Annotated in this window: 11 protein-coding genes and 2 tRNA genes; 7 read left to right on the top strand and 6 right to left on the bottom strand. The window is 36.2% G+C overall.

Features of this window, described 5'->3' with window-relative positions; genetic code table 11:
- Positions 1-27: 27 nt before the first annotated feature.
- From porN to E0Z07_RS03185, 3 genes are read left to right on the top strand one after another with little or no spacing between them, the layout of a single operon-like run.
- The gene (gene porN / locus E0Z07_RS03195; RefSeq protein WP_131540270.1) at positions 28-915 is read left to right on the top strand and encodes a type IX secretion system ring subunit PorN/GldN; all 888 of its coding nucleotides are present in this window, start codon (positions 28-30) and stop codon (positions 913-915) included.
- 58 nt (positions 916-973) lie between these two features.
- The gene (locus E0Z07_RS03190) at positions 974-2,035 is read left to right on the top strand and encodes an NAD(P)/FAD-dependent oxidoreductase (protein WP_131540269.1); all 1,062 of its coding nucleotides are present in this window, start codon (positions 974-976) and stop codon (positions 2,033-2,035) included.
- A gap of 12 nt (positions 2,036-2,047) precedes the next feature.
- A complete protein-coding gene (locus E0Z07_RS03185) occupies positions 2,048-3,964 on the top strand; it encodes an ABC-F family ATP-binding cassette domain-containing protein (RefSeq protein ID WP_131540268.1) in 1,917 nt (638 codons plus the stop codon).
- A 113-nt stretch (positions 3,965-4,077) separates the two neighbouring features.
- Here E0Z07_RS03185 and E0Z07_RS03180 read toward each other — a convergent pair.
- A tRNA-Met gene (locus E0Z07_RS03180) sits at positions 4,078-4,150 on the bottom strand.
- A gap of 332 nt (positions 4,151-4,482) precedes the next feature.
- On the opposite strand from E0Z07_RS03180, the gene E0Z07_RS03175 reads away from it, so the two are divergent.
- The gene (locus E0Z07_RS03175; RefSeq protein WP_131540267.1) at positions 4,483-4,923 is read left to right on the top strand and encodes a hypothetical protein; all 441 of its coding nucleotides are present in this window, start codon (positions 4,483-4,485) and stop codon (positions 4,921-4,923) included.
- Between the two features lie 34 nt (positions 4,924-4,957).
- Here the strand turns inward: E0Z07_RS03175 and E0Z07_RS03170 are convergent.
- A tRNA-Met gene (locus E0Z07_RS03170) sits at positions 4,958-5,030 on the bottom strand.
- 76 nt (positions 5,031-5,106) lie between these two features.
- Entirely contained in the window at positions 5,107-5,763 is a 657-nt protein-coding gene (locus tag E0Z07_RS03165) for a CatB-related O-acetyltransferase (RefSeq protein WP_131540266.1), read from the bottom strand.
- A gap of 156 nt (positions 5,764-5,919) precedes the next feature.
- Here E0Z07_RS03165 and era point away from each other — a divergent pair, with 156 nt between their 5' ends.
- The 3 genes from era (at position 5,920) to E0Z07_RS03150 (ending at position 10,990) form a co-directional block, all read left to right on the top strand.
- Positions 5,920-6,807: a GTPase Era gene (gene era, locus E0Z07_RS03160; protein ID WP_006259644.1), complete on the top strand. Its 888-nt coding sequence runs from the start codon at positions 5,920-5,922 to the stop codon at positions 6,805-6,807.
- A 67-nt stretch (positions 6,808-6,874) separates the two neighbouring features.
- Positions 6,875-8,185 carry a ribosome biogenesis GTPase Der gene (der, locus tag E0Z07_RS03155; RefSeq protein ID WP_131540265.1) on the top strand — a complete coding sequence of 437 codons (1,311 nt, stop codon included), beginning with the start codon at positions 6,875-6,877 and terminating at the stop codon, positions 8,183-8,185.
- A gap of 105 nt (positions 8,186-8,290) precedes the next feature.
- Entirely contained in the window at positions 8,291-10,990 is a 2,700-nt protein-coding gene (locus E0Z07_RS03150) for a TonB-dependent receptor (RefSeq protein ID WP_131541075.1), read from the top strand.
- Between the two features lie 291 nt (positions 10,991-11,281).
- On the opposite strand, the gene E0Z07_RS03145 is transcribed toward E0Z07_RS03150, so the two are convergent.
- Genes E0Z07_RS03145 through E0Z07_RS03135 form a run of 3 tightly spaced genes read right to left on the bottom strand, consistent with a single transcriptional unit; the run spans position 11,282 to position 13,153 of the window.
- The gene (locus E0Z07_RS03145; protein ID WP_006259641.1) at positions 11,282-12,112 is read right to left on the bottom strand and encodes a TPM domain-containing protein; all 831 of its coding nucleotides are present in this window, start codon (positions 12,110-12,112) and stop codon (positions 11,282-11,284) included.
- A 4-nt stretch (positions 12,113-12,116) separates the two neighbouring features.
- Entirely contained in the window at positions 12,117-12,557 is a 441-nt protein-coding gene (locus E0Z07_RS03140; protein WP_006259640.1) for a TPM domain-containing protein, read from the bottom strand.
- 11 nt (positions 12,558-12,568) lie between these two features.
- Positions 12,569-13,153 (bottom strand): LemA family protein, encoded by a 585-nt coding sequence (locus tag E0Z07_RS03135; protein ID WP_131540264.1) that lies wholly within the window; start codon positions 13,151-13,153, stop codon positions 12,569-12,571.
- Position 13,154 lies beyond the last annotated feature (1 nt).

Genomic DNA, 13,154 nt, shown 5'->3' with positions numbered 1-13,154 from the left:
ATTTATAAGAAGAAAATTTTGAAGAATATGAACTGGAAGAATTTTTCACTATATATAGTGTTTACGCTGTTTTCAATAGCATCATTCGCACAGACGAATCTATTGAATGCAAAATCTGCTGCTGATATTGGTATTATGCCAATCTCGGAGATTCTAATCAAAGCAGAAGGACCAATACCTTACGGACACGTTCGTGAGAAAGATATCTTATTTGGTATTAAAGTATGGGAGAATATTTCGTTAGCTGAGAAAGCAAATGAGATGTATCTATATCCTATTGATGAATATTCATCTGAAGGAAAAAAACCTTTGTTCCAAGTTTTAATTGATGGTATTAAATCTGGAGAGATTACTGAAGTTTATGATAATAGTGATTTCAAAAACCAACGTACTTTAAAAGATATTCAAGACTCTTTCGTTAGAATAGATACTACAGATGCTGGTATTGAGTATTACAATGCTGGAGAAGCTATTCCTGAGGAATATATTCAGAAAGTAGAGTTAAGACCTTCTGATGTTAAAGAATATCACATCATGGGTATGTGGTATTTCGATAGAAATGAAGGACAGTTAAAATATAGATTATTAGGTATCGCTCCTGTAGTTGCGGACTTGTATACTAAAGGGTCAGCTAATGAAAACTATGTGGAGTTATTCTGGATATTCTTTGCTGATGCTCGTAATACATTGTTCCAAAACTATGCATTCAATGCTAAGAACCCACTTAATCCGATCAACTTCGATCACTTGTTAAATTCAAGAAGATTTAGTGCTACTATTTATAAAGCAGATAACCAATATGGTAATCGTAAAATTGATGATTATATCAAGAGTAATGATTTAAAACGTTTATTTGAGGCAGAAAGAATTAAAGAATTGATTCGAAACCTTGAAGATGATATGTGGAATTACTAATTTTGTAGTTTCTAATTTATTAAGCTCTTATCTATTAGAATAGATAAGAGCGTTTTTAATGGTTTTAAGTATGGTAGATTATATTGTAGTAGGTACTGGTTTGGCAGGAATCTGTTTTACAGAAAAACTAGCTAAGGAAGGTAAGACCTTTGTAGTGATAGACAATGAGAAGCGCTCTTCTTCACTAATGGCAGGAGGTATGTATAACCCTGTTGTATTAAAGCGTTTCACTGATGTATGGAAGGTTGGAGAACAATTAGAGATAGCTTTGCCTTTTTATACTGAATTAGAAAAGAAATTAGGGGAGAAGTTTATCTTTGCTATGCCTTTGTACAGAAGATTATTATCTGTTGAAGAACAGAATAATTGGTTCCATGCGGCTGATAAACCAAATTTAGAGAAGTATCTATCACCTAAGTTAGTTCGTGATGAAATTAATGGAGTGAAGTCTCCTTTCGGTTTTGTAGAGGTGAACTATACTGGATATGTTGAAACTAAAACCTTGATTAAAGCTTATAGAGCTTATTTGAACGGAATTAATAGCTATAAACAAGAGGACTTTGATTACGATAGTTTGAGCTATACAGATGAGCGAATCACTTATAAGGATATAGTGGCTAAGCATATTGTTTTTGCAGAAGGCTTTGGGATGTTACAGAACCCTTTCTTTAAAGATCTGCCTTTAGACGGTACTAAAGGAGAGGTTCTTTTAGTAAGGATACCTAATCTTAATGTTGATGTTATATTGAAAGCAAATGTGTTTTTAATCCCTGTAGGTAATGATTTATATAAAGTAGGCGCTACTTATGATTGGCAAGATAAAACAGATAATACTACAGCAGAGGGCTTAAGTGAGTTATTAGAGGGATTAAGAGATGTTGTTGATTTAGACTTTGAGGTAGTTGCTCATAATGCAGGTGTGCGTCCTACTGTAAAAGATCGTCGTCCCTTGTTAGGAAGAAGTAGAGAGTCTGCGAGAATCCATGTGTTGAATGGATTGGGAACTAGAGGGGTGTTATTAGGGCCTTTCTTGGCAGATAAATTATATAATAATATAGAAAATGCTATGGAGCTAGAGGAGAATATCTCTATTCATAGATATAAGAAGTTTAAATTTTAGTAGAATCTAAGTATGTTAAATATACACAATCTATCAGTTTCATTTTCGGGTGAATATTTATTTGAGAACGTTACGTTTCGTATAGGTGCAGGAGACCGCGTAGGTCTAGTTGGAAAAAATGGAGCTGGTAAATCGACTATGTTGAAATTATTATCTGGTGATTTAGAACCAGATACAGGAAGCCTTGCTATGGAGAAAGATCTTCGAATTGGTTTCTTGAGACAGGATATTGATTTTATACCTGGTCGTACAGTGTTAGATGAGGCTTATCAAGCTTTTGAAGAAATTAAGAAAGTAGAAGCTGATTTAGATAAAGTAAATAAGGAGCTAACAGAACGTACAGATTATGAATCTGAAAGTTATAGTGAGCTGATTGAGAAACTGAGTGATTTAACTCATCGTTTTGAAATCATAGGTGGGTATAACTATGTTGGTAATACAGAGCGTGTATTATTAGGTTTAGGTTTTAAGCGAGAGGAGTTTAATAATCAGACTGACACTTTCTCTGGAGGATGGCGTATGCGTATTGAATTAGCTAAGTTGTTATTACAAGATAATGATGTGCTTCTTCTGGATGAGCCTACGAACCACTTGGATATTGAGAGTATCATTTGGTTAGAACAATTCTTAAAGTCTTATGCTGGTGCTGTAGTGATTATTTCGCACGATAAGATGTTCTTAGACAACGTGACTAATCGTACGATAGAAATATCATTAGGAAAGATATATGACTTTAATAAGCCTTATTCACAATACTTAGTATTGCGTGAAGAACTTCGAGAGATGCAATTAGCTGCTCAGAAGAACCAAGCGAAGAAGATAGAAGAGACGGAGAAACTTATCGAAAAGTTTAGATATAAAGCGACTAAAGCCTCTATGGCGCAATCGCTTATTAAGAAATTGGATAAAGTGGAGCGTATCGAAGTAGATGAAGATGATAATGCTGTAATGAATATCTCTTTTCCTGTTAGTATTGATCCTGGTAAAGTTGTTTTAGAGATTGATAAAGTGACGAAGCGTTTCGGTGATAAAGTGATCTTTAAAGATATTGATCTTTTAATTGAACGTGGAACTAAGGTAGCTTTCGTTGGACAAAATGGTCAAGGTAAATCTACATTGATTAAAGCAATTATCAATGAGTTTGAATACGAAGGTAATATTAAGTTGGGACACAATGTTCAAATCGGTTATTTCGCACAGAACCAAGCAGATTATTTAGACGGAGAGAAGACTATCTTAGATACGATGTTAGACGCTGCTACAGATGGTAATCGCGTGAAAGTACGTGATATGCTGGGGTCTTTCTTATTTAGAGGTGATGATGTAGAGAAAAAAGTAAAAGTACTTTCAGGAGGTGAGCGAAATAGACTTGCTTTGTGTAAAATGTTACTGTTACCTATTAATGTCTTGCTGATGGATGAGCCGACGAACCACTTAGATATTAAATCTAAGAACGTACTGAAGAAGGCATTAGAGAATTTTAAAGGAACTTTAGTATTAGTGTCTCACGACCGTGACTTCTTACAAGGACTAACACAGTTCGTTTATGAGTTTAAAGATCAGAAGATAAAAGAATACCTAGGGGATATCAATTATTTCTTAGAGGAGAGAAACGCACAAAATATGCGTGAAATCGAAAAGAAAACAGTTGTAGAAGATACTAAAAAAGCTGTAGTAGAAGAGAAGAAAGCACCTGCGTTGTCTTATGAAGAGCAAAAGAAGCAGAAGTCTTTACAAAATAGATTGAGCAAAATCGAGAGCGAAATATCAGAGCTAGAGAAGAAGATCGCTAAGGATGATGAGCGATTAGCTGTAGACTATGAAAAGTTAATGGCTGACGCAAATTTCTTTAGTGAGTATGAGAAGAAGAAGAAAAAGATTGATGATTTGATGATTGAGTGGGAAGAAATCCACGAACAATTACAATAGATAATAAAAAAGGGATTACATTAAGTAATCCCTTTTTTTATAAAATAGGCGTAATAAAGTTATATTATTTCAAGAAAAAACCACTTCAAGTGATTGAAGTGGCTTTTACTTAGTAGCGGGAACAGGACTCGAACCTGTGACCTTCGGGTTATGAGCCCGACGAGCTGCCTACTGCTCTATCCCGCGCTATTGTGGTACAAATGTACAACCAATATTTGGGTTGACAAAATCAGACAATTGAGTAAAACTGTGTTTATCTATTATAATGTTAAATGTTTTTTATTCTTAGGAGTCTTTTTTACTTAATTATTGTTGATAATATATTTTATAGAAGTAATATTACTAGAAGGTTATATTCTTTTTAAGAAACTTGTTTGATAGGTGTGTAACTGTTAATTAAAAAAGAGACGATTCATTTATTTTGTGAATATTTTAGTATTTTTGACTGTGTTAGTCAGGGTAATAATAGTACTTATTCTGTTTCTGAGACTTATTATGAATTTATACTTCCCTATTATATGAAGAATATTGAGAAAACATTTCAGATTATTAGCTACCTACAATACCCTTTTCTATTAATAGCTTTATTCTATAGCTTTAAACCGATCTATGATAGAATAGCTTTAGGTAATATGGATACTTATTTATCGTGTATGAATAATGCGTTGATGTTTATAGGAATTGGAGTCAGCTTTTCGGCATTGCAGGATTCGACCATGACACAGAATAATTTCTCTAAACGTATATGGCAGGACAAGAAGAAAGGTGCAATAGCCTTGTATATTATAACGCTAATGGCTATACTTTCTTTTGTTGGAGGTGGAGTAGGATACTATTTTGCTGTTTCTAGTGTTTTAGAAGAGATAGCAGTTGGTTTACTTGTATTAGGTATTGGTTTGCTTGGATTGCTAAGTGTTGCTATAAATATGTATAAGTACCAACAAAGTATTATAAAATAAAAAAGCCACTTCGTTAGAAGTGGCTTTTACTTAGTAGCGGGAACAGGACTCGAACCTGTGACCTTCGGGTTATGAGCCCGACGAGCTGCCTACTGCTCTATCCCGCGTTATTGTGGTGCAAATATAGAACGAATATTTGGAACTCACAAATGAGTCCCTAAAATAATTCGCTCTATTTTACTTTTATTTTGATTGTAAGCCTTGTGTGTACTTAGAATGAGCTAATTCTAAAGCCTCAATGTTATTGTTACATAGGTGTTTAAGCAGATGATTTAATTTTTCTTCTGACCAATCATAAATTTTTAATTCCAGTAACTTTTTTATTGTTTCTTCTGAGAAGCGCTGTTTTATTGGCTTTGCAGGGTTACCAGCTACGATAGTATACGGTTCGACATCCTTTATAACGACAGCACCCGAAGCGATAATAGCCCCTTCTCCTATGGTAATGCCTGGCATAATCATAGATCGCATACCTAACCATGCGCCATCACCTATCGTAGTGTCTCCTTTTGCTTGATATGCTTCTTGTATCACATCTAGATAAGGGTATAGACTAAACCAATCTGTGCGATGCGTATTATTCCCTCCCATTAAGATAACGACTTCTGCTGCTATACAGACATGGGATCCTATGTATAACTGATCTATATGCCATAGTGGTTCCCAAGTTTGTAGACTGTATTCGTCTCCATATAGGTAACGTACTACACTATCTTCAAAGCTACCTGTCCAGGCATTGCTGTAATAACTTGTTGTTCCCTTGATATGTATGTTAGGATTTTTTACTGTCTCGTGTAGGTATTCTACTTTAGACCAATGTTTTTTGTTCTCTTCTATCATTTGTTCTCTTCTATTTTAAGTATATAACCTCAGATAGGCTAATTGTTTATCTATATTTCAAAAGCTAAATATATATAAAGTGTTGTTATAAATTTTATTTAATTTTTCCTATGTCATTGATATAAGCTACCTTTGCTACCGAAAAAATTAAATAATATGACGCATAAAGCTGGTTACGTTAACATTATTGGTAATCCAAATGTAGGTAAATCAACACTAATGAATGCTTTAGTAGGTGAGAGATTGTCTATCATCACTTCTAAGGCACAGACTACTAGACATAGAATATTAGGGATCGTAAATGGAGATGATTATCAGATCGTTTTCTCAGATACGCCTGGTATTATCAAGCCTGCATACGAATTACAAGAATCAATGATGGACTTCGTTAAATCTGCTTTTGAGGATGCGGACGTATTGATTTATATGGTAGAGATAGGGGAGAGAGAATTAAAAGACGAAGCATTTTTCGCTCGAATTAACAACTCTAAAGTACCTGTAATGTTGCTTCTTAATAAGATAGACAAATCTAATCAAGAACAATTAGAAGAACAAGTAACCCTATGGAGTGAGAAGGTTCCTAATGCTGAGATATTCCCTATATCTGCTTTAGAGAAGTTTAATACCCAGGCTGTATATGATCGTATCATCGAGCTATTGCCAGTATCTCCTCCGTATTTCCCTAAAGATGCCCTAACAGATAAGTCAGAGCGTTTCTTCGTGAACGAGATTATTCGTGAGAAGATTTTACTTAACTATGATAAGGAAGTGCCTTATGCTGTAGAGGTAGAGACAGAGGAGTTTAAAGAAGAAGAGAATATCATTCGTATCAAGGCTGTAATTATGGTAGAGCGCGATAGTCAGAAGGGGATTATCATCGGACATAAAGGGGCTGCTTTAAAGAAAGTAGGGATAACTGCTAGAGAAGAAATGGAACAATTCTTTATGAAGAAAGTACACTTAGAACTATTCGTAAAGGTGAATAAAGATTGGAGATCGAGTGACTATCAATTGCGTCGTTTCGGATATAATCAAAAGAAATAAGGAATAATAAAATAATCATTAAAATATCGCATTGAAATACTAACTTTGCGACATATTTAAAATATTTATGAGTAGTATAGTAGCCATAGTTGGTAGACCAAACGTAGGAAAGTCAACTTTTTTTAATCGATTGATTCAAAGGAGAGATGCCATCGTAGATTCGGTTAGTGGAGTGACACGTGATAGAAACTACGGCAAGTCAGAGTGGAATGGAAGAGAGTTCTCAGTGATTGACACTGGAGGATATATAAAAGGATCTGACGACGTATTTGAAGGAGAGATTAGACGTCAAGTTTCTTTAGCTATTGAAGAGTGTGACGTAGTAATATTTGTAGTAGATGTAGAAGAAGGTATTACACCTATGGATGCTGAAGTAGCTCGTCTATTGCGCAAAGAAACTAAACCTGTCTTTGTCGCTGTGAATAAAGTGGACAGTGCTAAGCGTATGGATGACACATTCGAGTTCTATAACCTTGGTTTAGGGGAGATATATCCTATCGCGGGGATGAGTGGAAGTGGTACTGGAGATCTATTAGATGCTGTAGTAGCTGCATTGCCAGAAGAAGAAGTAAGAGAGACAGAAGAAGAAGAGTTACCACGTTTTTGTGTTGTAGGTCGTCCTAATGCTGGTAAGTCTAGCTTTATCAATGCACTTATTGGTGAAGATCGTTATATTGTTACAGATATTGCTGGTACTACACGTGATGCTATTGATACGCGCTTTACACAGTTTGGCTTTGACTTTAACTTAGTAGATACTGCGGGTATACGTAGAAAGTCAAAAGTAAAAGAAGATTTAGAGTTTTACTCAGTGATGAGATCTGTGAGAGCTATTGAGCACAGTGATGTATGTATCCTTATGGTAGATGCTACACGTGGGTTCGAAGGACAAGATCAGAATATATTCTGGTTAGCAGAGAAGAATAGAAAAGGAATCGTTATCCTTGTAAACAAATGGGATTTAGTAGAGAAAGATACTATGACTACTAAACAGTTTGAAGATAGAATCCGTGAGGAGATCGCGCCATTTACAGATGTGCCTATTGTCTTTACATCTACAGTGACTAAACAGCGTTTATTAAAAGCGTTAGAGACTGCTGTGGAAGTGTATGAAAATAGAAAAGCGAGAATTTCGACTTCTAAATTTAATGAAGCGATGTTGCCTATCGTAGAGAATACGCCACCTCCTGCAATTAAAGGAAAATATATCAAGATAAAATACTGTATGCAATTGCCTACAGCTACACCTCAATTCGTATTTTTTGCTAACTTGCCACAATATATCAAAGACCCTTACAAACGATATATTGAGAATAAGTTAAGAGAAATGTACAACTTCAGTGGTGTGCCTATCGATATTTATTTCCGTCAGAAATAGTAAGTAATATATTCTATATATAACAGCGGTCTTTGTGTAATAACATTGACCGCTTTTTTTATGAGAAACTTATTGACGTTACTACTATTAATCTCCTGTGTGAATATGTATTCACAGAGTACTGTGAATATTACTGGGACTGTAGTAGATAGTTTAAAACAGCCGATAGAAGCGGTGACGGTATATCTATCGAAAGAGAAAGATTCGACACTAGTGGAGTACACCATGACGGATGTCAAAGGTAACTTTAAGCTAGCCTTCAGTAAGCTATCTGAGCCTTCAGTGCTCAAGCTTTCTATGGTAGGGTACCAAGATTATGCTAAGAAGTTTGAAAAAGGGGTACAAGAGAATGTTGACCTTAAGACACTTATTCTTAAAGAATATGGCAATCAGCTAGACGAAGTATTGATTGTAGCCGATGCTCCGCCTATTCGTATGAAGAAAGATACCTTAGAGTTTAATGCTGCTTCGTTTAAGGTAAGACCTGATGCTAATCTTGAAGAGCTTTTAAAGAATCTACCAGGGGTGCAGCTAGATGAGAATAAAAAGATCACGGTCAATGGTAAGCCTGTCAATGAAATCTTAGTCAATGGCAAACCTTTCTTTAACGAAGATGGAGCAATAGCACTAGAGAACTTACCTGCTGAGATTATCCAAAAAGTACAGGTAACTGAAAAAAAGACTAAGAAAGAAAAATTCACAGGTGAACGCAGTAGAACAGATGATGCGAGTATCAATATAACGATAGACGAAGATAAGAATAAAGGGCACTTTGGGCGAGTATCAGGAGGATATGGTACTGATGAGCACTATGAAGCAGGAATGTTCTTAAACACCTTTAATAAGCGTAGAAAGATTAGTCTGATAGGATCTGCTAATAATATCAATGCTGTCGGATTCTCTATGGATAAGGTATTTGATAATATGCGTACGGGGCGCTCTAGAGGCGGGCTTACAGAATCGCGTATGTTGGGGCTAAACTTTGTAGAAGATGTATCTGATAAGCTGAAGGTTAATGGTAGTTACGATTATAATTTTGCAGAGACAGAACAAGCTAATAAGTCGTCTAGTACTAAGTTTTTGCCTTCAGGGCAGTTTAGCACAGATTCTAATTCTTCTTCCCTAGGAGGGAATGAAGGGCATAGGGGGAATGTATCTGTAGACTATATGGGAGAGAAAGACGCTTTCTATTTTAGCCCTCATTTTAGTACAGATCACACCTATTCGACTAGTGAGAGCAATCAAGTTTCTTATGATGAGCATGGAGAAAAACTGAATAGCAGCAATGCTCACTCATCATCTAGAGGAAACTCAGATAGTTTTAGTTCATCTGCACAGTATACACGCAAGTTTAGAAAAGAGGGACAATATCTAAGTATAGGTTTTAATAACAGTAATAGGAGCGCTACGAATAATGCATTGAGCGAATCTCTGACACAGTTTTTTCAATCAGAGACAGAAGACGATTGGCGTAGACAGTACAGAAAGAATTATACGACTACGGATAGTTATGGTATATCTGTAGAATTCACACAGCCGATTACAGATTCATTAAGAGTATCTATAGGTGTGGACTGGAGTAGAAATCAGAGCATTAACGATCTGCAAGTGTTTAACTATAATGAGACAGAGCAGGGGTATACTGATGTCAATGTACTAGAGACAAATAGATATACGGATATTGGGAATAAGGTGTCTCCTTATGTAAACTTTGCGTTGAATAAGAATAAGTACAATATTAATATTTCGACGAGGACTCAGATCGTTAAGAATACAGCTACTGCTCTTTATAATGCGAAGTGGTATAGCCTAGATAAACACTACATCGACCCGAATATTAATGCTATGATTAATTATAGACTGACGAAGGATAAGAGTCTATTCGGTATCTATCGATATAATGTGAATTATCAAAGTGCAAGCCAATTACTAGATATCACAGATATCTCTAACCCATTAACGACTACGATCGGTAACCCTGATCTAAAGCCTACTGGGCAGCATAACGTTAATCTTAGCTACCGTTCGTATGACTTTCAGACTCGTGCTGGATATAGTATTTCGGCTAATGCAGGAATATTTGATAATAGTATAGTAGGATCTGTAATCTATGATGAGGATAAGAAGGCTATCTCTACGTATAAGAATATACAAGGGAACTACCAATGGGGGGTTACAGCTGACTGGTTTAAGAATAGTAAGTGGGGAGAGCATGCGCTGAGATACGGTATTATGTTTAGATATAATCAGACGATTAATAACGGATATATAGATGGAGAGACTTATACGGCTAGAGGGAATACGATGGGACCACGTGTGTATTTAACCTATGATTACGGAGAATGGGTGTCTATAAAACCATCGTATAATTATAACTATAATAGAACGAGTTATACTAATTTCTCTGTAGATAAGGCTTCTAACTTTACACATAGATTTAATATACAGACAACAACATATTGGCCGAAGAAGGTTACATTTGGTAACGACTTTGCTTATAATTATAATTCACAGATTGCTAAAGGCTTTAAGAAAGATTTCTATATGTGGAATATAAGTCTAGCGTATGATTTCTATAAAGACAAATTCAGTGCTAAGGTGAAAGTGTATGATGTATTAAATCAGAATACAAGTAGTACACGTACCATCGACCCAATGCAGATAGTGGATTCTGAGAGTTTGGTACTGAAGCGATATGTGATGTTCTCATTGACTTATAAGCTTAATGAGTTCGCAGGAACTAAAAAAGGAGGGAATAGAGGAAGAGGAGGAGTCTCTAGACCGATGCGTGTGATGAGGTATTAAAAAAAGGACTTAAGTAAAATACAAGAAAATATAGTAAAGGCAAGTCGAGTATAGCTAGAATAGGAGTTATACTCGACTTGCCTTTTTGACTTGTGCGGTTTGAGTCCGTAGTGAGTCCGTTATGTATCCGTACTGACTCCGTAGTATCAAGAGAAATAACGGAGTCAGTATGGAGGTGTAAAATAGTTGTGTTGTAAAGACAGCGAGCGAGAGTGCATAAAAAAAGCAGGCAATGTAGAAGCGACTAGCACTTACTATATTACCTGCTTATATGTTTAGAATGACGTATGTCTACCAGCTACCGCTAGATCCTCCTCCGGAGAACCCACCGCCGCCAAAGCCTCCACCGAAGCCTCCGCCACCGCCTCCACTTCCGAAGCCACCACCGCCACCGAAGCTTCCGCCGCCGCCGCCTCCACGGCCAAGACTGCTTAATACAAGGATGTCTAGTAAGCTACTTCCAAAGTCACGTGAGCGATGATTACCTCCGCCTCTTCCATTGTTATCTTTCTTACCGAATACGATAGTCAGTACGATGATCAGTATAATGATTCCTAAACACGCTAGACCACCGATGCTATTATCACCATCTGTTCTAACGGTCTTGTCTGCCTTATATGTACCCGTCAATAGCTGGAAGATGGCATCTGTCCCTTTGTCTAATCCTGCGTAATAATCATTGCGCTTAAACTCTGGGATAATGATATTACGGATAATCTCTCCTCCTTGTCCGGCTGTGATAAGGTGTTCTACTCCATAACCAGGGTAGATACCGATCTGACGTTCTTTTGCCGCCATAAGGATTACGATACCATTGTCCTTTCCTTTCTGTCCGATGCCCCATTCTTGTCCCCATTTAGGACCTAGTATACCAATGTTTTCTCCTTTTAGAGATGGAATGGTAATTAGTACTATCTGAGTAGAAGTAGAATCACTATAAGCAATGAGTTTGCGCTCTAGCTGCTTCATTTGATTCGCTTCTAATATGGTAGCATAGTCGTATACAGAAGTTTGGAAAGAGGGTTTCTTAGGGACGTCTAATTGAGCATAAGTTACCTGTGATAATAATAGAATTATAATCAGGGTTATGAAATGATATGCTTTTAGTAATAGCTTGATCATTGATTTATGCTTTTGAAATTTCGTTTGATAATTCGTTTTTATTTTCTTCAAGTGAAGGGAAGTGTACTTTTAGTTGACTTCCTGCTTTTAGGATCCCGTAGACTAATCCTTCTTTGAACAGACCTTGTCTGAAGTGATTAATCACTAGTTCTTTGGTTCCTTCCCAGAAGTTATCTGATCTAACTTTATGATCTATTCCCTGATCACCCAGTATCACGAATGCTTTAGAGTTAATACAGATGTAAAACAGCACACCATTTCTAGCAGCTGTCTTATCTATGCCTAATTCAAAGAAGACCTCCTGAGCTCTTTCAAAAGGATCTTTTTTAGAAGTCGTTTCGATATGTACTCTAATCTCTCCAGAAGTATTCTTTTCTGCTTGAGTTATAGCAAGAACAATTTCTTCTTCATCCGTTTTGGTTAAAAACTCTCTTAGTCTATCCATTTTATAGTTTTTTAGAATTTTACTTCAGGTGCTTTCTCTGCTCCAGCTTCTGCTTGGAAGTAAGGTCTTTCTTTATAATCGCTTAAGAAGAACTTATTAGGCATCTTAAGTACATAACTGTTATATACAGCTACAGCGTCATTAAAACGAGTACGTTGAGTTAATATTTGGTTCTCTGTACTAGCTAGTTCATCTTGTAGTTTTAAGAAGTTTTGATTTGTTTTTAAATCAGGGTATTTCTCTACAGTTACTAATAATCTTCCTAATGCACTAGATACACCAGATTGAGCTTGTTGGAACTCTTGAAACTTTTCAGGAGTCATATTACTTGGATCTATGTTTACAGAAGTTGCTTTTGCACGCGCATTTACTACAGCTTCTAATGTTGATTTTTCGAAGTCAGCAGCCCCTTTTACTGTGTTTACTAAGTTTCCGATAAGGTCATTTCTACGTTGGTAAGCCCCTTGCACATCAGCCCAAGATTTATCTGTAGCCTGTTTGTGTACTAGAGCCGAGTTGTTGTAGTTCATAGATAACATAAAGTATCCTCCGATTAATACTACAAGTACGATGATAATTGGTAAAGCTTTTTTCATT

The sequence above is a fragment of the Myroides odoratimimus genome (genome assembly GCF_004337635.1).
GTDB classification, from domain to species: Bacteria; Bacteroidota; Bacteroidia; order Flavobacteriales; family Flavobacteriaceae; genus Flavobacterium; species Flavobacterium odoratimimum.
Note: the sequence above shows the minus strand (reverse complement) of the source record. Positions and strands in the feature narration are given on the sequence as shown.